The sequence below is a fragment of the Escherichia sp. E13S3 genome, assembly GCF_004212325.1.
Taxonomy (GTDB): domain Bacteria; phylum Pseudomonadota; class Gammaproteobacteria; order Enterobacterales; family Enterobacteriaceae; genus Escherichia.
Window position 1 is genome coordinate 401,585 of the sequence record NZ_RHJR01000004.1, and the last position, 22,332, is coordinate 423,916.

The 22,332-nt window shown below is 55.1% G+C and carries 25 protein-coding genes; 4 read left to right on the forward strand and 21 right to left on the reverse strand.

Going from position 1 to position 22,332, the window contains the following annotated elements:
* Positions 1-2 precede the first annotated feature (2 nt).
* Both murP and pbp4b read left to right on the forward strand, forming a co-directional pair.
* Complete coding sequence (gene murP, locus D9597_RS07225; protein WP_130221989.1) at positions 3-1,427, forward strand: PTS N-acetylmuramic acid transporter subunit IIBC; 1,425 nt, start codon at positions 3-5, stop codon at positions 1,425-1,427.
* Positions 1,428-1,429: 2 nt separating this feature from the next.
* A complete protein-coding gene (gene pbp4b, locus D9597_RS07230; protein ID WP_130221990.1) occupies positions 1,430-2,734 on the forward strand; it encodes a penicillin binding protein PBP4B in 1,305 nt (434 codons plus the stop codon).
* A gap of 239 nt (positions 2,735-2,973) precedes the next feature.
* Here pbp4b and yfeX read toward each other — a convergent pair whose 3' ends face one another.
* The 4 genes from yfeX to D9597_RS07250 form a co-directional block, all read right to left on the reverse strand.
* A complete protein-coding gene (yfeX, locus tag D9597_RS07235; protein WP_000084590.1) occupies positions 2,974-3,873 on the reverse strand; it encodes a porphyrinogen peroxidase in 900 nt (299 codons plus the stop codon).
* Between the two features lie 95 nt (positions 3,874-3,968).
* Positions 3,969-4,541, reverse strand: a complete 573-nt coding sequence (locus tag D9597_RS07240; protein WP_130221991.1) for an RpoE-regulated lipoprotein — start codon at positions 4,539-4,541, stop codon at positions 3,969-3,971.
* 60 nt (positions 4,542-4,601) lie between these two features.
* The gene (locus D9597_RS07245) at positions 4,602-5,051 is read right to left on the reverse strand and encodes a DUF2919 domain-containing protein (RefSeq protein WP_130221992.1); all 450 of its coding nucleotides are present in this window, start codon (positions 5,049-5,051) and stop codon (positions 4,602-4,604) included.
* The gene (locus tag D9597_RS07250) at positions 5,038-5,463 is read right to left on the reverse strand and encodes a GNAT family acetyltransferase (protein ID WP_000406000.1); all 426 of its coding nucleotides are present in this window, start codon (positions 5,461-5,463) and stop codon (positions 5,038-5,040) included. Before D9597_RS07250 ends, D9597_RS07245 begins: the two co-directional genes overlap by 14 nt.
* Before the next feature lie 213 nt (positions 5,464-5,676).
* Between D9597_RS07250 and amiA the strand changes: the two genes are divergently transcribed.
* Together amiA and hemF are read left to right on the forward strand one after the other, a co-directional pair.
* Positions 5,677-6,546, forward strand: a complete 870-nt coding sequence (amiA, locus tag D9597_RS07255; RefSeq protein ID WP_130207396.1) for an N-acetylmuramoyl-L-alanine amidase AmiA — start codon at positions 5,677-5,679, stop codon at positions 6,544-6,546.
* A 3-nt stretch (positions 6,547-6,549) separates the two neighbouring features.
* The gene (gene hemF / locus D9597_RS07260) at positions 6,550-7,449 is read left to right on the forward strand and encodes an oxygen-dependent coproporphyrinogen oxidase (protein WP_130221993.1); all 900 of its coding nucleotides are present in this window, start codon (positions 6,550-6,552) and stop codon (positions 7,447-7,449) included.
* Between the two features lie 5 nt (positions 7,450-7,454).
* Here the strand turns inward: hemF and eutR are convergent, their stop codons facing one another.
* From eutR to eutS, 17 genes are all read right to left on the reverse strand, one after another.
* Positions 7,455-8,507, reverse strand: a complete 1,053-nt coding sequence (gene eutR, locus D9597_RS07265) for an HTH-type transcriptional regulator EutR (RefSeq protein WP_130221994.1) — start codon at positions 8,505-8,507, stop codon at positions 7,455-7,457.
* Between the two features lie 45 nt (positions 8,508-8,552).
* Positions 8,553-9,041, reverse strand: a complete 489-nt coding sequence (gene eutK, locus D9597_RS07270; protein ID WP_130221995.1) for an ethanolamine utilization microcompartment protein EutK — start codon at positions 9,039-9,041, stop codon at positions 8,553-8,555.
* A gap of 12 nt (positions 9,042-9,053) precedes the next feature.
* Positions 9,054-9,713 (reverse strand): ethanolamine utilization microcompartment protein EutL, encoded by a 660-nt coding sequence (gene eutL, locus D9597_RS07275; RefSeq protein WP_130221996.1) that lies wholly within the window; start codon positions 9,711-9,713, stop codon positions 9,054-9,056.
* A gap of 9 nt (positions 9,714-9,722) precedes the next feature.
* A complete protein-coding gene (gene eutC, locus D9597_RS07280; RefSeq protein ID WP_130221997.1) occupies positions 9,723-10,610 on the reverse strand; it encodes an ethanolamine ammonia-lyase subunit beta in 888 nt (295 codons plus the stop codon).
* Positions 10,611-10,630: 20 nt separating this feature from the next.
* Positions 10,631-11,992 (reverse strand): ethanolamine ammonia-lyase subunit alpha, encoded by a 1,362-nt coding sequence (gene eutB / locus D9597_RS07285; protein WP_000769975.1) that lies wholly within the window; start codon positions 11,990-11,992, stop codon positions 10,631-10,633.
* A gap of 11 nt (positions 11,993-12,003) precedes the next feature.
* Positions 12,004-13,407, reverse strand: a complete 1,404-nt coding sequence (eutA, locus tag D9597_RS07290) for an ethanolamine ammonia-lyase reactivating factor EutA (protein ID WP_130221998.1) — start codon at positions 13,405-13,407, stop codon at positions 12,004-12,006.
* Positions 13,404-14,630: an ethanolamine utilization protein EutH gene (gene eutH, locus D9597_RS07295; protein WP_130221999.1), complete on the reverse strand. Its 1,227-nt coding sequence runs from the start codon at positions 14,628-14,630 to the stop codon at positions 13,404-13,406. The genes eutA and eutH overlap by 4 nt, the downstream gene beginning before the upstream one ends.
* 116 nt (positions 14,631-14,746) lie before the next feature.
* Positions 14,747-15,934: an ethanolamine utilization ethanol dehydrogenase EutG gene (gene eutG / locus D9597_RS07300; RefSeq protein ID WP_130216822.1), complete on the reverse strand. Its 1,188-nt coding sequence runs from the start codon at positions 15,932-15,934 to the stop codon at positions 14,747-14,749.
* Positions 15,924-16,760, reverse strand: a complete 837-nt coding sequence (gene eutJ, locus D9597_RS07305; protein WP_000929729.1) for an ethanolamine utilization protein EutJ — start codon at positions 16,758-16,760, stop codon at positions 15,924-15,926. The genes eutG and eutJ overlap by 11 nt, the downstream gene beginning before the upstream one ends.
* Positions 16,761-16,770: 10 nt before the next feature.
* Positions 16,771-18,174, reverse strand: a complete 1,404-nt coding sequence (locus tag D9597_RS07310; RefSeq protein ID WP_130222000.1) for an aldehyde dehydrogenase family protein — start codon at positions 18,172-18,174, stop codon at positions 16,771-16,773.
* A gap of 11 nt (positions 18,175-18,185) precedes the next feature.
* Positions 18,186-18,473, reverse strand: a complete 288-nt coding sequence (gene eutN, locus D9597_RS07315; protein ID WP_000762196.1) for an ethanolamine utilization microcompartment protein EutN — start codon at positions 18,471-18,473, stop codon at positions 18,186-18,188.
* A 106-nt stretch (positions 18,474-18,579) separates the two neighbouring features.
* Positions 18,580-18,873 carry an ethanolamine utilization microcompartment protein EutM gene (eutM, locus tag D9597_RS07320; protein WP_000387713.1) on the reverse strand — a complete coding sequence of 98 codons (294 nt, stop codon included), beginning with the start codon at positions 18,871-18,873 and terminating at the stop codon, positions 18,580-18,582.
* 38 nt (positions 18,874-18,911) lie between these two features.
* On the reverse strand, positions 18,912-19,928 hold the full coding sequence (pta, locus tag D9597_RS07325; RefSeq protein ID WP_130222001.1) for a phosphate acetyltransferase: 1,017 nt from the start codon (positions 19,926-19,928) through the stop codon (positions 18,912-18,914).
* The gene (gene eutT / locus D9597_RS07330) at positions 19,925-20,725 is read right to left on the reverse strand and encodes an ethanolamine utilization cob(I)yrinic acid a,c-diamide adenosyltransferase EutT (RefSeq protein ID WP_130222002.1); all 801 of its coding nucleotides are present in this window, start codon (positions 20,723-20,725) and stop codon (positions 19,925-19,927) included. Before eutT ends, pta begins: the two co-directional genes overlap by 4 nt.
* Entirely contained in the window at positions 20,722-21,423 is a 702-nt protein-coding gene (gene eutQ, locus D9597_RS07335; protein WP_130222003.1) for an ethanolamine utilization acetate kinase EutQ, read from the reverse strand. Before eutQ ends, eutT begins: the two co-directional genes overlap by 4 nt.
* Positions 21,398-21,877, reverse strand: coding sequence for an ethanolamine utilization acetate kinase EutP (gene eutP / locus D9597_RS07340; RefSeq protein WP_000820758.1), 480 nt, complete (start codon positions 21,875-21,877; stop codon positions 21,398-21,400). The genes eutQ and eutP overlap by 26 nt, the downstream gene beginning before the upstream one ends.
* A 12-nt stretch (positions 21,878-21,889) precedes the next feature.
* Positions 21,890-22,225, reverse strand: a complete 336-nt coding sequence (gene eutS / locus D9597_RS07345) for an ethanolamine utilization microcompartment protein EutS (RefSeq protein ID WP_000356956.1) — start codon at positions 22,223-22,225, stop codon at positions 21,890-21,892.
* Positions 22,226-22,332: the final 107 nt, after the last annotated feature.

The window sequence follows — 22,332 nt, forward strand, 5'->3', positions numbered from 1 at the left end:
CCGTGGCTAAAGAGATCAGCAGTGAACTTCTGAACACCATTCTTACCCGGGTCGGCGGTCCGGGAAACATCGCCAGCTGTGGTAACTGTATGACGCGTCTGCGTCTGGGTGTACATGACAGTTCACTGGTTGATCCCGATATCAAAACCCTGGAAGGCGTAAAGGGCGTCATTTTGACCAGCGATCAGGTGCAGGTGGTTTTTGGGCCAGGCAAAGCGCATCGTGCCGCAAAAGCCATGAGCGAGTTGCTGGGCGAAGCACCGATACAGGATGCCGCGGAAATCGCAGCCCTGAATAAACGCCAGTTAAAAGCCAGACAAACTTCCGGCGTGCAACAATTTCTCGCCAAATTCGCCACCATCTTTACGCCGCTGATCCCCGGTTTTATTGCTGCGGGTCTGTTGCTGGGGATAGCGACGCTAATCGCCACGGTGATGCACGTTCCGGCAGATGCTCAGGGAACGCTGCCCGACGCGCTGAATTTTATGAAGGTGTTCAGCAAAGGCTTGTTCACCTTCCTGGTAATTCTGGTGGGCTATAACGCGGCCCAGGCGTTCGGCGGCACGGGCGTCAATGGCGCAATTATCGCCGCGCTCTTTTTGCTCGGTTATAACCCTGCTGCCACCACTGGTTACTACGCCGGATTTCACGATTTCTTCGGTCTGCCCATCGATCCGCGCGGCAATATTATCGGCGTGTTGATTGCCGCCTGGGCCTGCGCCCGCATTGAAGGCATGGTGCGCCGCTTTATGCCGGACGATCTCGACATGCTGCTGACCTCGTTAATCACTCTGTTGATCACCGCTACGCTTGCGTACCTGATCATTATGCCGCTGGGCGGCTGGTTATTCGAAGGTATGTCGTGGCTGTTTATGCACCTGAACAGTAATCCGCTCGGTTGTGCGGTTTTAGCCGGGCTGTTCCTGATCGCCGTGGTGTTTGGCGTGCATCAGGGCTTTATTCCTGTTTACCTCGCGTTAATGGACAGTCAGGGGTTCAACAGCTTATTTCCCATCCTTTCGATGGCGGGCGCGGGCCAGGTGGGCGCGGCGTTGGCGCTCTACTGGCGGGCGCAACCGCACAGTGCATTACGCAGTCAGGTACGCGGGGCGATTATTCCCGGCCTGCTGGGCGTTGGTGAACCGCTGATTTACGGTGTCACCCTGCCCCGCATGAAACCGTTTGTTACCGCCTGTTTAGGCGGCGCGGCGGGCGGTTTGTTTATCGGGCTGATAGCCTGGTGGGGTCTGCCGATGGGCTTAAACAGCGCTTTCGGGCCGTCTGGCCTGGTGGCGCTGCCGCTGATGACTTCCGCGCAAGGCATCCTTCCGGCAATGGCGGTATATGCAGGTGGGATTCTGGTGGCATGGGTTAGTGGGTTTATTTTCACCACGCTCTTTGGCTGCCGTAACGTCAATCTGGACTGATTATGAAACGGACAATGCTCTATCTTTCTCTGCTGGCTGTCAGCTGTAGCGTCAGCGCCGCAAAATACCCTGTTCTGACAGAAAGTTCGCCAGAGAAAGCAGGGTTCAATATCGAACGGCTTAACCAGATGGATCGCTGGATTAACCAGCAAGTTGATGCCGGTTATCCCGGCGTAAACCTACTGATTATTAAAGATAATCAGATTGTGTATCGCAAAGCCTGGGGGATGGCGAAAAAGTACGATGGCAGCGTGTTGATGGCGCAGCCTGTAAAAGCCACCACCGGGACGCTGTATGACCTGGCCTCAAACACCAAGATGTACGCCACAAACTTCGCTCTGCAAAAGCTGATGAGCGAAGGCAAACTGCATCCCGACGATCTGATTGCGAAATATATTCCAGGGTTTGCCGACAGTCCAAATGACACCATCAAAGGCAAAAACACGCTGCGGATTTCTGATCTGCTGCATCACAGCGGCGGTTTCCCGGCGGACCCACAATATCCGAATAAAGCGGTCGCGGGCGCGTTATATTCGCAGGATAAAGGCCAGACGCTGGAGATGATCAAGCGCACGCCACTGGAGTATCAGCCCGGCAGCAAACATATCTACAGCGATGTCGATTATATGTTGCTTGGATTTATCGTCGAGTCAGTTACTGGCCAGCCGCTTGACCGCTATGTTGAAGAGTCGATTTATCGCCCGCTCGGCCTGACACATACGGTATTTAACCCGCTGCTAAAAGGCTTTAAACCGCAGCAAATTGCCGCGACGGAACTGAACGGCAATACCCGCGATGGCGTGATCCACTTTCCGAATATCCGCACCTCCACTATCTGGGGTCAGGTGCACGATGAAAAAGCGTTCTATTCGATGGGCGGCGTTTCCGGACACGCAGGTTTGTTTTCCAATACCGGCGATATTGCGGTGTTAATGCAAACGATGCTGAACGGCGGTGGCTATGGCGATGTGAAGCTGTTCAGTGCGGAAACGGTGAAGATGTTCACCACCAGCTTAAAGGAGGACGCCACTTTTGGCCTTGGCTGGCGCGTGAATGGTAATGCCACCATGACGCCGACGTTTGGCACGCTGGCAAGCCCGCAAACCTACGGTCACACTGGCTGGACAGGGACGGTAACCGTTATCGATCCGGTCAATCATATGGCGATTGTGATGTTAAGCAACAAGCCCCATTCGCCAGTTGCCGATCCACAAAAAAATCCCAATATGTTCAAAAGCGGTCAGTTACCGATTGCAACTTATGGTTGGGTAGTTGATCAGGTGTATGCGGCGTTGAAGCAAAAGTAATAAAAAGACCTGTCAGTTTTGTTACTGGCTGGCCTGCGACTGCTGACAAACGCAAAACTGCCTGATGCGCTACGCTTATCAGGCCTACGCGGCCCCTGCAATGTATTGAATTCGCACGATTTCGTAGGCCGGATAAGGCGTTCACGCCGCATCCGGCGTGTACAACGCGCACTTTATCAACAATCTGAGGCCAGTCAGTAATGCTATTGGCTGGCCTTTAATCATCGAATCAGAAACGCTTACAGCGCCATCAGCTTGTCCAGCGACGGCGCGAAGTAATAGCCGCCGGTTACCGGTTTGGTGAAACGCAACATCGCATCACGCTTACCATCGGTATCGCCAAACATGCTCAGCAATTGCTGCTCAATATTATGCAGACGCGCACAGTAGGCGCAGAAGTACAGACCGTGAGTGCCACTGGCGGTGCCGTACGGCAGGCTCTGGCGAACAATCTTCAGTCCTTTGCCATCTTCTTTCAGATCAACACGGGTCAGGTGAGAGGTTTCCGGACGTTCGTCGCCATCAATCTCTTCGTTGGCTTCTTTGGTACGGCCGATCATCATTTCCTGATCGTGAACGCTCATACGGTTGAGTTGCTTCAGGTTGTGCTCCCAACGCTGCACAAACACATAGCTGCCGCCTGCATCCACGCCGTCTTTGATAACCGCCACTTCGCGACGCGTCTCTTCACCCGCCGGGTTTTCTGTGCCGTCAACAAAGCCGCTCAGGTCACGCTCTTCAACCCAACGGAAGCCGTGGATCTCTTCTTTCACTTCAATGCAGTCACCAAAGGCTTCCATCGCCGCCTGGGCGACAGAAAAGTTTACATCATGACGCAGAGAAAGAATGTGGATTAACACATCGAACTGAGTGGTCGGCGCAAGACCTTTGCCGTAGCCCGGAAAATCTTTCAGCTCTTCGGCACCAACGCCGCCGCTCAGAGCACGCCAGGTGTTGTTACCAAAGGCAACGACTGCACCAAGATGTGCGTCCGGGAATTTCGCTTCAAAAGTCGCCAGTTTGTCGGCAAATGTTTTACTGGCCGCACGCAGGGCATCAACTTCCCCTTTTACGTTGGCTTCGATCCAAATCGCCGCGCGGCAATGTTCTGGCAAAATGCCACTCTGAACCTGAGACATTGTTCCTCCTGAAAATAATAATGCCACGCAATCCGTGGCATTGTTGGGCGCTATTTTACGTGTTTTTTGTGATTAGCGGTTTGTTCAGACGCAAATTAACGTCGCCAGATAATTTTACTGACTTTCCAGTTTTTCAAGGTATCGTCCGAAGGCATTAACCCTTCAGGACCACTCCATTCACCGCTGAACTGGTAGCTAATATGTTGACTGCCTTCAGCTTTACATTCAACAGCACGATCATCACCATCGGCTTTTTGGCAATTGCCAAATGCTTTGCTGTAAAGGTCGCTAAACGGTGTACCGATTTTAACACCGGTGTCCGCAGGAATATCGCTATCTGAAACGTCAATGCGGCTGATTGTACCTTGATCACCATTGATGACCATCGCCACGATGTCGCCTTTCATCACTTCAAAAAAGCGCACTACATTACCGTTAGCGGTTTTCATTCCGCTGCGCAGGCGATAATCACCATCAAGCGCATCGGCAATAGCTTGTTCTTGTAATGGTGTGGACGCCGTTAATTCACCCACGCCCTGCTCGCTCACTTTGGTAGATGAACCAAACCAGTTCCACGGATTCGCGGCAGACCAGTTAACTGACGACATCGTGGAACAGCCGGTCAGCATCAACGGCATAGCGCATAACATTAAACGCAGCGATTTCATCTCACTTCCTTTGGTTATTCAATAACGTTGCTTGGAGTGCGAATTTGCAAAAAAGTGCCGTTATTCTTTCTCAACCACAAAACAAGCGCGTAAACGTCGATTGGTCAGCAGCCAGATTAACGCCACAATATCCGCCACTACCAGCGCCAGACTGATTCCGCTAACCGATTCGCCGTTCAGCCACAGCCACGGTTGCCAGCAAAGTAAAACCACTTGCGCCAACAGCAACAGAAAATAGAGCCCATGCCAGATACGGGGAAACGTAGCGCGCCGACCACTCAGCAAAAACGCCAGCACTGCTGGAATGCCGGGAATTAACCCCAGCCAGAAATTATCGTGATCGGGATAAAACAGATTCAGCAGCGCAGTACCCTGCTCACGCGACGCACCGGCAATCACAAACAGCACCCAGGTTCGCGCCTGAAGCAGTAGCACAAGCCAGAAGAGAAAAGGTAAACGCAGGCGTCCGTGCGCATCATAATGGACAGGATGAAACTCAGTACTCTTCATCTTCAATCAAACGCTTACCCAGACTCAGCACATCAGCGTGTTCATATCCCAGGCGTTCGTACATTCCGAGCACCATGTCGTTATCTTCCGGCACGTTGATCTGAATTTTCGGGCAACCGCGGGCAATGAGCTTTTTCTCCAGTCGATTAAGCAACGCGTTAGCAATTCCGCGCCCGCGAAACTCCGGATGCACGCCAAGATAATAAGCAGACCCACGATGCCCGTCATAACCGCCCATCACCGTTCCCACCACTTCACCATTCACTTCCGCGACCAGGAACAAACTGACGTCATGGTTCATCTTGCGCTCGATGTCCATTTCCGGATCGTTCCATGGACGCAGCAAGTCGCAACGCTCCCAAAGGGTGATGACCTCTTCGAAATCTTCCTGGCGAAATACGCGTATCTCCATGGTATGAGTTACCTTTTTGGGGGTTAAAAGGGTGATTATGGCGTGAACGACCGAATTAGCCAATATCTGACGAAAATCGGTTGAAAAAGTGGCATAATGACGCGTTGTCATTTATTGAAATGAAAAGTAAAACAATTCTCACCAGCAAACCGTCGTAACGGATTACGCGATACGATATAACATCTGGAACTTCATTATTACAACTCAGGCCGTATGAGCACTTTTAAACCACTAAAAACACTCACTTCGCGCCGCCAGGTGCTGAAAGCCGGATTGGCTGCCCTGACGTTGTCAGGAATGTCACAAGCCATCGCCAAAGAAGAACCTTTAAAAACCAGCAACGGACACACTAAGCCGAAAGCCAAAAAAGCCGGGGGCAAGCGGATAGTCGTTCTCGATCCAGGCCACGGCGGGATTGATACCGGTGCGATTGGCCGCAACGGGTCAAAAGAAAAACACGTGGTGCTGGCGATTGCCAAAAACGTCCGTTCAATTTTGCGCAATCATGGCATTGATGCGCGGCTGACGCGTTCTGGCGATACCTTTATTCCACTGTACGATCGCGTTGAAATCGCCCATAAACATGGCGCAGACCTGTTTATGTCAATTCACGCCGACGGCTTTACCAACCCGAAAGCTGCCGGTGCATCGGTCTTTGCCCTCTCTAACCGTGGCGCAAGTAGCGCGATGGCAAAATATTTGTCGGAACGCGAAAACCGTGCTGATGAAGTTGCCGGGAAAAAGGCGACCGACAGGGATCACCTATTGCAACAAGTGCTGTTTGATCTGGTGCAAACAGATACCATTAAAAATAGTCTGACGCTCGGCTCGCATATTCTGAAGAAGATTAAGCCGGTGCATAAACTGCACAGCCGCAACACCGAACAAGCGGCATTTGTGGTGTTGAAATCACCGTCGGTTCCTTCGGTGCTGGTGGAAACTTCGTTTATCACCAACCCGGAAGAAGAACGGCTGTTAGGCACGGCTGCGTTTCGTCAGAAAATCGCCACAGCGATTGCTGAAGGCGTGATCAGTTATTTCCACTGGTTTGATAACCAGAAAGCACACTCGAAAAAGCGGTAAGTTATGAAACCCGACGCGCACCAGGTTAGACAGTTCCTCCTCGACCTTCAGGATACAATTTGCCAGCAACTGGCCGCCGTAGATGGCGCAGAGTTTGTCGAAGATAGCTGGCAACGTGAAGCTGGTGGCGGCGGGCGTAGTCGGGTGTTGCGTAATGGTGGTGTTTTCGAACAGGCGGGCGTCAACTTTTCTCACGTCCACGGCAACGCGATGCCCGCTTCCGCGACCGCTCATCGCCCGGAACTTGCCGGGCGCAGTTTCGAGGCGATGGGCGTATCGCTGGTAGTGCATCCGCATAATCCGTACATTCCCACCAGCCACGCGAATGTGCGGTTTTTTATTGCCGAAAAACCGGGTGCCGATCCCGTCTGGTGGTTTGGCGGCGGCTTCGACTTAACCCCTTTCTATGGCTTTGAAGAGGATGCTATTCACTGGCACCGCACCGCCCGTGACCTGTGCCTGCCATTTGGCGAAGACGTTTATCCCCGTTACAAAAAGTGGTGCGACGAATACTTCTACCTCAAACATCGCAACGAACAGCGCGGTATTGGCGGGCTGTTCTTTGATGACCTGAACACGCCAGATTTCGACCACTGTTTCGCCTTTATGCAGGCGGTAGGCAAAGGCTACACCGACGCTTATTTACCGATTGTTGAACGGCGTAAAGCAATGGAATACGGCGAACGCGAGCGCAATTTCCAGTTGTACCGCCGCGGGCGCTATGTCGAGTTCAACCTGGTATGGGATCGCGGGACGCTGTTTGGTTTACAAACCGGCGGGCGCACCGAATCTATTCTGATGTCAATGCCGCCACTGGTACGCTGGGAGTATGATTATCAGCCAGAAGCAGGCTCTCCGGAAGCGGCGTTGAGTGAGTTTATTAAGGTCAGGGATTGGGTGTAACTCCCTCACTCCAACTCCTGCATCCGCTGATGCAGTGTCAGTGACGGCTTCTCGGCAAACAGTTGCTGATAATCCGTGGCAAATTGCCCCAGATGCCAGAATCCCCACTGCATGGCGGCGTCTTTTACCGTCATACTTTGCGACCACGGACTAATCAGTTCACGGCGCACGGCGTTCAGGCGAATGCGTTTTAGCCACGCATTCGGGCCAATGCCCAAAATAGCGTGAAATGCGTTTTGTAAGGTGCGGCGACTGACGTGCAGTTGATTACACAAGTCCAGTACGGTTACCGGTTCGGACATGTTTTCCAACACATATTCACGGGCGCGGGAAAGCAAACGTCGGTAACTCTGATGACTAATACTTTCCGCTGTCACCATTGGTTGCGCTTCTTCCAGCATCGCCCCCATCGCCATCAGCAAATTATCCCCCAGCACTTTACGCACCGCAGGCTGATGAAGATTCTCCGGGTTCTCGCAAAATGTCGCCAACGCCTGTTGGACAAAGCCCCACAGCGCGGCTTTATGCTGCTCTTTCACTTCCAGCGCCGACTGGTTACGTAACATATGCAGCACCCTTTCCGGGTTATGCAAAAAGTTAGCCTGCCGGGTAATGACATCTTCAGAAAGCACTACGCCAAGGATCGTATAATCATCCGGTGTACTCAGTTCAAACTCGGTGCCGCCAGGGCGCGTGGCAATTTCCGCGCTTCCCAGGCATTGTGAGCCGATAAATCCCTGTTCGCCGCGTGTCGCCGGAATACCAAACCAGAAAGAGTTCGGCCAGACCAGGCACGACTGACGCAGTGCCAGACCGGTGTATTCACGGAAAACCTGAATATCATCAAGCAGAATTTCCGTAAATTCACCATGAAACTTGCCCGGATGCAGCTGATCGTAAATCTGCTGCCAGGCGGTAATCGTCAAAGCATGTTCATAGACATCCGTTGTCTGTCGTTGATGAACATTATCCACTTCGACCTTCGGCGTAAGCTTCAGGTTTTCGGATAAGGGGTCATGATAAAGATGGTGCAAATTAGCTGTACGGGGCTTTTTCATGATGTTAATGCCGGGTGTTATATGACACCCGGCACCTCCGACAGATTAATGGGGCTTGAGACGATAACGACTACTGCGTTTACGTAACGTCCCGGCAGAAAAGAGCTGTTCGAGCGCATTTCTGGCTTTTTCCAGCGGCCAGCCAAAGTGGGCTGCCACTTCTCCTGCCGTCATTCCCTGACGTACTGATGTTAACAGCGCCAACAACTCGTCAGCAGATCCCTCGGCAATAGCTGACGCGTCAGCTTGCTTCGGCTGGCGGTTAAAGCCAGTAACCAGCCACTGGGTGTCATCGTCTGGCCGACCGATCTCCTTGCGGCTGATGACGCGCCCGGTACGCATCGCAGCAGCACAACCTGCATCCAGCGCCGCACGACACGCCGCCAGATCGCCTTCCACCACCAGCGTCAACCTACCAGGGTCAAGTACTTCATGACTGAGCAGGCGCACGTTGGCCGCTTTCAGCATCGCATCCGCCGCATCGATTGCGGCGACCATGCCGTCCACTTCCAGCAATCCCAGTGCATTGATCATCGGCAACCTCCGTTACGCACGCTGGATTGGATTCCGCGCGATTTCCAGCACTGCATCGGTAAAGGCATTACAGGCCGCTTTACACGCCGCCTGGCTTCCCGTTAAGAATGCGGCGGAATAGTTGGTTTCTGACGGCGGTGGGACATAAGTCACCAGCTGTACGTCGGCAGATTTTAACGCTGCATCAATGCCATAAGTCGCTTCCAGCGGCGGCGCCACCAGATACGCCATCGGATCGCCAAGCGTAATACCCGCAGTGGAAGAGAGATAAGAACCGGTACGCGAAACTACATGTGCCAGGAATGCCGTATCTTGCGCGTCATTAGCCCACTGGAAAGCAGCGCCATTTTCAATATGCGCAACCATCGCATCCAGACCTGCACGCACTTCCGCCGGGTTTGGCCCGCCCAGCATAATCAGCACTTCACCGGCAGTCGGTGACGGGCCGTGTGCGGCTCCTGCATACAGCGAGCAGCCATACACCACTTCCACCATCGCTTGTTTGGTCGCTTCATCAGCGGCAATGTAGGTGACGTCATCGGAGTCGGCGGAAATCAGCCCGAGGCTACGAATATGCGGCGGCAATTTCAGCTCACGCGCAAAATCGGCGTTAACGGAGGCAATCACCCGCATGGCGGTGACCGACGGTCGAATCAAATCTAAAGCTGGCATGATGCCTCCTTATCGGGTCATGTTGATGCCGGATGCTTTCTGCTCCAGCATACGTTTCGCCAAATCCACAATGACGGCTGCGGCTTCAACTGGCGGCGTGCCGCCCTGGTGAATGTTAGAGATACAGGTGCGATCGGCCTCAACGGTGGTCGCCATACGCGGTGAGTAGACGGCGTAGCAGGAAAGACTTTCTGACTGCCCTAACCCCGGGCGTTCGCCCACCAGCAGGATCACCACTTTCGCGCCGAGGATCTCACCGATCTGATCTTCAATTTTCACGCGACCGTAACGCACAAAGAACGGCGTGCCGACTTTCAAACCAGCCTGTTTCAGGCCCGCCATCAGCGGTGGCAGGATCTCTTCATAGTTCACGGTGATCGCGTCAGTAGACAGGCCATCAGAAATAACGACCTGTACGTCCGGACTGGCGACACACTGTGATTTCAGCGCTTCAACAGCTTCTGCGCACAGGCGACGGCCCATATCCGGGCGAGTCAGGTAGAGATTTTTGTCGCTAATTTCAGAGCGCACTTCCAGCAAGCCCTGCGCTTTCACCCACTCTTCCGGCACTTCTTTCAGTACGGTATCTTTCGAACGAGAGTGATCGGCCAGGAAACGCAGCAGCGCCTGCGTACGCGGGCGCGGACCAGCACGACCGGTACAAACGCGGGCCACGGTGCTGCGACGCAGTTCTGTTAATACGTCTGCGCGATGCGGGTTTTCAACACCAATCCACGCTTTTGCTTCCGCAGAACCTAAATCCAGCGCGCAGCTTTCCGAGGTCACCGGTGCCGCACAGGTGGTAGTGGCGCACTTTGCTTCTGACGGCGCGGGGGCCGTTTGTCCCATTGACGCCATCACGCTGCGTACAATTTCTTCAATCTGTTTTTGATCCATGATGTGTTATCTCCGCGTCATCAGAAGAACAGTGACGGATCGCCCGCCCGTTTGGTCAAGCGACCGTTTGCCATAATGCCCATGCTTTCCAGCCAGCGTTCAAACTCCGGTGACGGGCGCAGGTTGAGTAACTGACGCACAGTGGCGGTGTCGTGGAAGGCCGTGGTCTGGTAGTTGAGCATGATGTCATCGCCCAGCGGCATCCCCATGATGTAGTTGCAGCCTGCGGTGGCGAGCAGGATCATCAGGTTTTCGTTGAGGTTCTGGTCAGCGTCAGCGTGGTTGGTGTAGCAGCAGTCACAGCCCATAGAGATGCCGCTCAGCTTGCCCATAAAGTGATCTTCTAAGCCCGCACGAATAATCTGGCGGTCGTTGTAGAGATACTCCGGCCCAATAAAGCCGACCACGGTGTTGACGATAAACGGATCGTAATGACGCGCCAGCCCATAGTTACGCGCTTCCATCGTCACCTGGTCCGCGCCGAAGTTAGCGCCAGCGGACAGCGCAGAACCTTGCCCGGTTTCGAAGTAGAGGCAGTTTTCCCCGGCGATACGGTTGAACTCCGCGCCCACTGCGCGCGCTTCGTCGAGCATCGCCAGTTCCACGCCAAACTCTTTCAGCCCTTTTTCGCTGCCGCAGATACTCTGGAAGATCAGCCCGCCAGGCGCGCCGCGACGAATTGCTTCAATCTGGGTGGTGACGTGCGCCAGCACGCAGCCCTGGGTCGGAATGTTGTATTTGTCGATCACGCCATAGATGGTGTCCAACACGCGGCTTAAATTTTCCACGTCGTCCGTTACCGGGTTGACGCCGATCACCGCATCACCCACCCCGAAGGAAAGCCCTTCGTAGATTTGCGCGGCGATACTTTGCACGTCGTCACGGGTATCGTTCGGCTGCAAACGGGCGCTAAAGGTGCCAGGAATACCGATGGTGGTATTGGCCTTTTTGATAACCGGCATTTTCTTCGCGCCATAGATCAGGTCCGCGTTGGAGCAAATCTTCGCTACCGCCGCCACCACTTCCGAGGTCAGCCCTTTGCGGGTAAAGGCAATGTCATCAACGCTGGTTTCGTCGCTCAGCACATACTCACGCAGCTCGCTGATGCTCCAGTTTTTAATCTGGTTGTAGGCCGTTTCGTTGACGTCGTCCTGAATCAGCCGCGTGACGCAGTCATCTTCATAGGCAATCACCGGATTATTGCGGATGTCCGCTACGGTCATTTCCGACAACACCTGCTTTGCCGCCACGCGCTCCTGTGAGCTTGCCGCTGCAACGCCCGCCAGCACATCCCCCGAACGCAGTTCGTTGGCTTTAGCCAGCACCTCTTTTACATCCTTAAACTGATATACATTGCCGAACAATGTGGTCTTTAGTTTCATAAGTCGTTCCCTCAGGAAGGAAATGCGAGTGATTTCACCGTCACCGGCACAACCGATCCGCCAAAAAGAGGCGTACCAATGTCGATATAGTCCCCCGCGCGGACAATCACTTCGTCAATGACTGCCAACGGGAGTTGTTGTAGCTGTGGGCGCAACAACATGCCCAGAGATTTACCAAAGTCCTGCCCGGCCACCACCAGCAGGGGATGCGGATTCGGAAAACGCGCGACGAAATCGACCAGCGCGTTGATGACCGTCAGTACCGCGGCGTAACGCACAGGCAGCGAGGCGGGAAGCGCCAGCACGTACGCATCAGTTTTGGGGCAAAGATCCAGTTGAATCAGCGCCTGTTGCCAGGCACTCACCAGATCCGTTTCATCAATTGGGATCGCCACCGGCAAATTACGCAGCGGCAGTTGTACGCCCTCCAGCCAGATTGTGCTGCCAGAGAGCGAAAGGGTATGTGCGCCCGCGCCAATCACCGTGGCGCGCACGGTTTGCGCCGGAAACTGCACGTTCATCTCACGCAGGCGCGGATGGTCATGCAGCGCCGTTGCCAGAAGCGGGCCAATATCAGCAAAACAGAACGGATCGGCGGGCTGGTGGCGATAACATTCACCCACGCCGCCAGAAAGCGTAATGATTTCGGGCGTAACGCCTGCGGGCAGTAAACCGGTTTGCATCAATGCCTGCGCGAGCGGCGAGAGCGTTCCGTCAATCACTTCGACAATCAGTTCTGCCATCCGCCGGGTAACCTGCACCAGCTGCGCGCCAGTCAGCGAACGGGCGTCAGAGCCTGCGCCGAAACACTCATCCACAATCATCTGCCCCGGTTTATGAGCGTAAACCACGCCCCCCTGGCTATCGGTTTCCAACAGGCGACCGCCAACGTTGAGGCAGGCAGTGCCGCTGATTTTTCCGGCTTCGAACAGGGCGTAGTTCGCCGTGCCGCCGCCGATGTCGATATTCAGTACCCGACACAGCCGTTGTTCAGAAAGGGTTTGTGCCCCGGCTCCGTGACCGGCGATCACGGATTCGAGGTGCGGCCCGGCGCTGGCAACGACAAAATCGCCCAGCGACTGAGAGAGCGCCATCACCGCCGGACCGGCATTGCGGGTTTTCGCGCTTTCTCCGGTGATGATGATGGCCCCGGAATCAACGCTTTCCGGCGCAATGCCCGCAGCCTGATATTGCTCGAGGATTAAGGTTTTCAGCTCCGCTTCTTTTAAACCGCCCTGTTTATCGACAGGGGTAAAGAACACCGGACTTTGCCAGCTAATTTCGCGTTTGATGAATTCGTAACGCGGCACCTGCGACACCGCCGCACGGTTAACCAACTCCAGGTGGGAGAAGATCACCTGGGTGGTGGTGGTGCCGATATCAATACCGACGCTCAGCAGCTGGCGAGTGTTCACGATTGCGCCTCCACTTCGGTTTTAGCCGCGATCGCGTCTTCTTTTGGCACCAGCATCATCGCCACGCCAATTGCCGTTACGCCGCCGATCAACTTGCCGACAATCATCGGGAAGATCATGGCGTTCATGTTGGCAGCGGCGAAGCCTAAGTGATCGCCCAGGGCGAAAGCAGCGGAAACGGCGAAGGCGCAGTTGATGACTTTGCCGCGGGTATCCATCTGCTTCATCATGCCAAACATCGGGATGTTGTTGGCAAGCGTTGCCACCATGCCGGCTGCCGCGATGTTGTTCATATTCAGCACTTTACCGACGCTCATCAGCGGTTTTTCAAACCAGCGGGTCAGCAACAGCACCATCGGATATGCCCCTAACAACACGCAGGAGATAGAACCGATAACTTCAATGGCGCGCATCACTTCACCGGGTTTATCGCCAGGGGCCATGAAGATCGGATCCAAGCCCGGGATCAGTTCCCAGCCAAGCAGGAATTTCACCACCGCGGCAGCAAGACCGAGGGTGATCAATGCGACGAGGAATTTGGCGAAGATCTGGAAGCCGTTGATCATTTTTTCCGGGATGAATTTCAGCCCCAGCGCCACCAGTACCGCGACGATAAGTACCGGGATCATGTTCATCAGGATCAGGGCGAAGGTGAATTCCACTGGCTGACCGTTGATTTGCACGCCGGAATACATAGCCACCAGACCACCAGCGATACAGCCAATCGGAATGGTCACAATGCCCGCCAGCACGCCGAGCGCCAGATAACGACGGTCAGAAGGTTCGATAATGCCGAGCGCCACCGGAATGGAAAACACAATCGTTGGCCCCATCATCGACCCGAGAATTAACCCAGAGTATAGCCACGCTGCCACATCACCGCCCGCCAGCTCTTTGGCGAGGAAGAAGCCGCCCATATCGCACGCCAGCAGCGTTCCGGCGAACATTGACGGGTTTGCGCCGAGCATTTCGTAAACCGGGATAATCACCGGCCCGAGTACGTGGGCCAGTACCGGTGCCAGCGCGGTCATACCGACCATCGCCAGGCCCAGTGCGCCCATTGCCATAAAACCTTCTTCGAACTGCCCGCCGGATCCTTCGATACTTTTACCGAACTTACCGAGGAAACGAGCAGAACCGCCGAACTGCGACAGGATCCTGTCTACGGCAGCTATCAGCATAAAGAACATCATGATGTACATGATGATTTCGTTAATTCCCATCGCCTTTACTCCCTGTTAGTTGTTATTTATTGGCGGATACGGCGTAAACACCTTATCCGCCCTACATGTGCAATCCCCCAGGCCGGATAAGACGCGGCAAGCGTCGCATCCGGCATTTATTGCGCCGCTGCGTACAGGCCGACAATCTGCTCCAGGCTGGCGGTACGCGGGTTGCTACGCAGACAAATATCTTCCTGCGCGGCCTGCGCCCATGCACCGTAATGCCCGGTTGTTGCACCCACATCAGCCAGCCGCTTGTTGATCCCAACTTCCGCTATCAGCTCACTTACCGCATTAATAGCGTCACGATCGTCGGATTTTTTAGTTCGCAGCGCCCGACCAACCTGGCTAAACCGATCACGACAAACCATCCGGTTAAATTCCATCACCGTTGGCAGCAACATGGCGTTCGCCAGACCGTGCGGAATATGCAGCGCCGCCCCTGGCTGATGCGCCATCGCGTGGCATAACCCAAGCCCGGCGCTGGAAAACGCCATTCCCGCCATACATGAAGCCAGCAACATACTCTCGCGCGCAGCCAGGTCGTGACCGTAACCCACCGCTTTCGGCAGCGATTGACCAATCATCGCAATGGCGCCAATCGCCAGGCTGTCGGTAAATGGGGTGGCGTTCAGCGCGCTATACGCTTCAATGGCGTGAGTTAACGCATCGATACCGGTCATCGCCGTGACATGCGACGGCACGCCTTCGGTCAGCGCGGCGTCGAGGATCGCCACATCCGGCATCAGCGAGGCATGTGCTAACACCTGTTTGCGCCCGCTTACCGCATCGATAATCACCGTCACGTTAGTCGTTTCAGAGCCGGTTCCGGCGGTCGTTGGAATGGCAATCAGCGGCAATCGTGGTTGCAGAACGCTGGTTTCTGACATTTTTGCCAGCGTGCTATCGGAATTCGTCACCAGCAACGCCACGGCTTTCGCTGCATCGAGCACCGAGCCGCCGCCAAACGCGATCACCCCATCACAGCCTGATTCACGCAGCTGCGCCACGGCAGCACACACGTCGGTGATGCACGGTTCGCCCACCGGACACGGCCAGAGCGTCATAGCGATACCTTTGACGGTCAGACTGCGAATCAGCCCGGCGGTCATCCCCGACTGATGCAAAAAGCCATCCGCCATCACAAACAAATGTTTCAGCCCGCGCGTTTGTGTTTCCTGCCCGCAACTGCTCACTGCGCCCAGACCGCAGAGTGTGACAGGCGGGACGCTAAATGTTTTTACCCGTTGCAGATTCAGGGTATCGAACGCCTGAAAGAGCGCGCTCTGCAATTCATTTTGCATATAGCCCCTCCGCTTTCTCTCGCCCGCTACTGGCGATCGCCAGCGGGGTCATAAACAAACTGTGCTGCGGTAGATGCACCTGTAACGCCGGGAATTGTTTGCGAAACAGTTCCGCCACGCCCGGTTGCATACAGGAGCCGCCCGCCAGCCATAAATCAGTAATGCCCTGCCCTTCAATATGCCGGGCGACAATGTCCGCCATTTTTTCGTACACCGGTTTCACCGCAGGCCAAATCTCTTCACCGTGACCGCGCTTGTACTGCTCTGCCTCTTCCAGCGAAATACGACGATTTCCGGCGAGAGTCAGAGAGATGTGATGTCCGCCGGTGGCTTCATCCGCCGAGTAAGTCACCTTGCCCTTTTTCACGATGGCAATACCGGTGGTGCCGCCGCCGATATCCACTACACCTGCGTTATCCAGTTGCAGCAGATCCGCGACTGCGGTTGGCTCATCCAGCACATGGCTCACTTCCAGCCCGGCGGATTCCAGCACGTTGATGGAAATACGCGGGTCCGTACCAGGAGGAAATGAAGTCGCCGCATGGCTAAAACGGCGACCGAATTGCTGCTCAAGCGTGTCGAGATGGCGACGAACAATGGTGACAGCGCCGAAGAAATCCCAGACGATGCCGTCGCGGACCACATCGGCCCAGTCGAGGCATACCGCCACCGGCTGACCGTCGCGGTCGACAACCATCGACACCACATCGCAGGTTCCCAGATCCACCCCCAGCCACAGCGGAGATTCCGTCGCGGCAGGCGTCTGGTTACACAGCGTTGCCGCCGTTTGCAAACGCGGGGTGAGCCATTGTTCGTCGTGCGCCATCGGTTACTCCTTAAACAATGCGAAACGCATCGACTAATACACAGCGACGCAGACGGACAAACGTCCGCGCGCTGGTTACCCCTTCACCGGTTGGCGTGGTGATGGTCATGGTGGTCCAGCCTTCCCCGCCCAGCCCCAGCCCGGCAATGCACGGTCCGTTCTTAACGAAAATGCTGGTATCAATGGCGTTCGCCATCTGGTTCATGTTCTCAATATTGCGCGAGTGCATTGCCGCCGTGTGGTGGCAACCGCCTTCCAGTTTCACCGCCAGCGCAATGGCATCCGCCACGTTGGCGACGCGCACGACGGGCAGCACCGGCATCATCAGTTCGGTCACCGCAAACGGATGTTCTGCGGTGGTTTCTACAAACAGCAATCGCGTTTGTTCCGGAACTTTAAGGCCGATTGCCGCCGCGATTTTCGCCGCATCGCGACCTACCCAGTCACGGCTGACAGTACCTTTTCCGCGCTCGTCGATATTTTTCAGCAACACCGGTTGCAGCTGCTGCGCCTGCTCTGCGGTCAGTTTCACCGCGTGCTGGCCTTCCATCAGACGCATCAGTTCATCGGCTACGCTATCAACAACAATCAGCACCTTTTCATCGGCACAGATGATGTTGTTATCGAAAGAAGCGCCTTTGACGATGGACTGAGCGGCACGGGCGAGGTCGGCGGTTTCATCCACCACCACTGGCGGGTTACCGGCACCTGCGGCAATCAGACGTTTATTGGTGTGTTTACGCGCCGCTTCTACTACCGCTTCGCCGCCGGTCACCACCAAAAGGCCGATGCCCGGAAACTTGAACAAGCGTTGCGCGGTTTCGATATCCGGATTTGCTACGGTAACCAGTAAGTTTTCCGGCCCGCCTGCGGCAACAATCGCCTGGTTGAGCAGCGTAATCGCCCGCTGGGAGACTTTTTTCGCCGCCGGATGCGGGGCAAAAATGACGCTGTTGCCCGCGGCAATCAGGCTGATGGCGTTGTTAATTACGGTTGCCGCCGGGTTAGTGGACGGCGTCACCGAAGCCACCACGCCCCAGGGCGCGATTTCAATTAAGGTCAGGCCGTTGTCACCCGTCAGCACCTGCGGAGAGAGACACTCAACGCCTGGTGTGCCGCGCGCCTGGGCGACGTTTTTGGCAAATTTATCTTCGACGCGACCCATGCCGGTTTCACTGACGGCAAGTTCCGCTAAATCTCTGGCGTGTTTTTCGCCTGCTTCACGAATGGCTGTTATCGCCAACTGGCGCATTGCCACGCTTTTTAACCCTTGCTGGGCGACTTTGGCTGCCGCAACGGCGTCATCCAGGGAAGCGAAAACGCCCATCTCATGAACGGCGGCGGGCGGCGTGTCACTGCTTTGCATTTTCAGCAGTACCGCTTTCACCACCTGTTCAATATCCTGTTGATTCATGATGTTCTGCCTTATTTGTGGAAAATAACCTGACCGCCAGACACCACCTCATCGACGATGCCAATCACGCACAGATCGACCGGTGACGTTTCGCTTTTATGCGCCTGGCGGGCGGAACTGCCACTCACCAGCAACACCCACTCCCCGGTTCCCGCGCCAATATTGTCGATGGCGACGGCACATTGCCCGTCAGGATTACCTTGTGGATCAATCATTTCCACCATCAGCAATTTGTCATGCGCCAGTCCGTGATGGCGTACGGTACAAACAATTTGTCCAGTGACGACTGCCAGTTTCATACCCGCCTCCGTGGCGTATTTCAGGTAAAAGCTCCCCCTACCCTCCGCGGAAGGTAAAATGAAAAAGGAGAGAGCGTGACGCCCGAATCGACGTCACACAGGGTGATTACAGGTTGCTGCTATCGCCTTTCAGGCCGATCGGGAAGACTTCTTCCAGGTCGCCGTGCGGACGCGGGATAACGTGTACGGATACCAGCTCGCCAATACGCTGTGCCGCTGCGGCACCGGCATCGGTCGCGGCTTTACAGGCTGCAACATCACCGCGAACCATCGCAGTACACAGGCCGCCGCCAATCTGCTTCACGCCGACCAGCTTGACGCGCGCAGCTTTCACCATCGCGTCAGAAGCCTCAATCAGTGCAACCAGGCCCCGGGTTTCGATCATTCCTAATGCTTCCATTGTGTTTTCCTCTTTATAGGGGTCCAGAACGGGACCGTTCATTCAACCAGTGTTTGTAAACTGCTTTCGCGGTTCACTTCTGTCTGACGCGGCACAGCTGCCACCAGCGCCAGTTCGATAATTTCCTGCACGCTACAACCACGAGAGAGATCGTGCATCGGCGCGGCAAGTCCTTGTATCAATGGCCCGACGGCACGATATCCGCCAAGTCGTTGTGCAATTTTGTAACCAATATTTCCGGCCTCCAGCGACGGAAAAACCATCACGTTGGCTTGGCCCTGTAGCGGGCTGGCAGGCGCTTTTTGCGCCGCGACATCCGGCACAAAGGCGGCGTCAAACTGTAATTCTCCATCCACCACCAGCTGCGGTGCGCGTTCACGGACGATGTCTGTCGCCTGCTGGACGTTGGCAACGCAGGGGTGACGGGCGCTACCGTTGCTGGAAAACGACAGCATCGCCACGCGCGGCTCTTCTCCGGTGATGGCCTGCCAGGTTTCGGCGCTGGCAAGAGCGATATCCGCCAGTTGTGCCGCCGTCGGCTGCGGCACCACGCTGCAATCGGCAAAGCCCAACGCCGGACCGCTGTACTGTGGCAGCATCAGGAAAATGGATGAGAGCGTTTTACAGCCCGGCTGCAAGCCGATAATGCGTAATCCGGCACGCAGCACATTTGCCGTGGAAGAGAGATTGCCTGCAATGCAGACATCCGCTGTACCGGCGCTAACCATTGCGGCGGCAAACATCAGCGGCTCGGTGAGTTTATCCAGCGCATCCGGCGGCGTTTTTTCGCCCGCACGGGCCAGCCAACGCTGCGCAAACGCTTCCCGCATCGCCAGATTGCTCTGTGGATCAATCACCTGTAACCCATCCATCGCCACGCCGTGACTGAGCGCAAACTGGCGAAGTTCAAACGGGCTGGCGACCAGAATGGGCGTCGCCAGGCCTTGTTGATGCAGATATTGCGCGGCTTTCAGTACGCGCTGGTCTAATGCATCCGGAAAAACCACTCTGGCGGGCGCTCGCAACGCCAGTTCACGACAACGTTCAATAATCATTGCGTTTCCCCCAGTCGTTGTTGGATCTGCTTCACCGTTAGCGGCTGCTTCGTTACGCTCAGGATCATCATCACGTAAACCGTGCTCGAAAGGCGGTTCAGCGCCTGCAAGATGTCCGGGCGTAATACTTCAAAACTGCGGGTGATAAACACCTGCGCCGCTACGGTTTCGGTTTCCCGCACTTTGGTGCGTAGCAGATTCAGCAACGCCGCATCGCGCCCGTGGCTGGCTTCCGGCACCAGATGATCGTGGTCGAGATAGCACAGCGGCTGGTGAGAAAGCCGATGCAGATCTTGGTCAGAAAGCCCGACAATCGCCTGGCAGCCCAGCGGTTCGCCCAGCGCATCGGCGCGCATAATGTTGCCAAGACGCGAACGGATGTCGGCCAGCCACGGCTGCCACGGTTCCGCCAGTTCAATTTGCAGCCACACTGTCAGCGCAATGGTGCTGTCGAGAACAGCGCGAAAACCCAGGCGTGGATCGCTTTTGGCAACCATTTTTTCCGCCGACAGATGAGTCAGCGTATCCGGCTTTTTTGCCACCGGCTGGCGACACAGTTCGCAGCACGCCTGCGGATGTTCATCGCTACTGGTCAGCCCGTGAACGGGCTGCTGCTGCTGTTCATCGTCAACAAACAGGCAGCCCTGCTCGTCAATAAACTTGATGCGCAGATGGCGGCTTTCCAGTAACTCCCGGGCAGAGGGCGTCAGGCGACTGTCCGCAGGGAGATGGATCTCTGCGCCTTCGCTGAGCGTATGGTTCGCTCTTAGCCATGCTTCGGTGATGAAATCTTTCATAGGGATTGCCAGTTAGCCGGCCAGGCGACATACAGGAATTTCACGCTGGATGTCGTACCAAATTCGATGCTGGATCCTTTCGGGATAAACATCACGTCGCCCGCTTTGGCGATCATGGTTTCGCCTTCGTGGCGAACATGCAGTTCCCCTTCCAGTACCATGTCGATTTCGTCGTAGTTCAGGGTCCACGGGAAGAAGGCGTTGTCCCACTGCATGAAACCAGCGGCCATACTGCTGCCGTCGTCTCCGGTCACAAGATCAGTTAAGCCCACGCAGTGCGGTTCAGCGCCATCGAAACGACCAAACTTGACGCTGCTGCCATCAATCACTTTGATGCCGCCTTTGCCGGTCACCGATTTGAAGCTCGGCTGCATTGCCCCCTGCTCCAGCGACTGCTTTTCCTTCATCACTTTTTCCATCAGCTGCGCGACCAGGCTTTCGGTAAACTGGCCTTCCGGCAGCTGGGCAATGATGGTTTCGCGGATGCGCTGGCTTTCGGTTTTATCGGCTGATGCACTGACGGGAACGGATGCCGTTACAGGCGTCGATTCATCGCACTCGGTGATGGTAAAACCCAGTAGATCCGCCACTTCGCGCGCTTCAGGGGTAATAATGCTGGCGCGCAGAACCACGGACATTGCCTGTTCGCCGCGCGCGTGTGCTTCACGAATATCATTCGCTGTGATGAGTTTTTTCACCTGCTTCCTCCTGTTCGGTGAGAGATGCCAGATAATCCACCAGTTGCTGCACGCTTTGCGGGTCATGGTTGTTTAGCGCGAAAATTGGCTCTTCAAAGCCAGTCTCAAGCAATAACTGTCGCGTTGCGGTGACGTCAGCATCCGGCATGTCCGTTTTACTGATGACGGCGATTTGCCGTTTACTGGCGCCAATATCCAGCAGCCCGGCAGGTAATCGGCTTTCTGGATCATTTGCGCCGTGGACATATATCAGCATGTCCACATCCTGTAGCGTGGTTATTAAGGCGTGATACCAACGGGGATGGCTAAAATATTCACCCGGAGTATCAATATCGCCATTATCATTAAATTCCACGGCCTGTGTTTTTCTGGCGAGGGTATAATCTCCCTGCAACGCATTAAATAACGTTGTTTTTCCTGCCCCGACGCTACCCACAAACGCAATTCGCTTCATGAATGCCTCGTATTAACTTTTGGTCATTTCACACAGCGTATAATTTAATAAACGCCCTAAACCGCTGACGGTTTGTGATAACGCTTCTTCGACTGCGCCCACCGAGCCATAAATCACCAATGCGCCGCTGAAGCGGTCGAGAAAACCGATGTGTACATCGGCAGCTTTTAATGCTAAATCACCGGCAATCATCGCTGTTTCTCCGGGAGTTAGCGTCATAATGCCAATTGCGCCAGCATCCGGAACGCCGATTTTCTTCGCCAGTTCTTCACCCGGATGCGCAATCAGATGCGCCAGCGTGACCTGTTTCCCGGGTACGAATTCCTGAATGATGCGTTCTTTGTCCATGAGTCGCCGCCTGTAAAAAACGTGCGTGTATCGTGACAATTTTTCGTCAGAGTAAATAACAAAATTCGGCAAACGCGTTTAAAAGGTGAGGTAGATCACTAAGAATG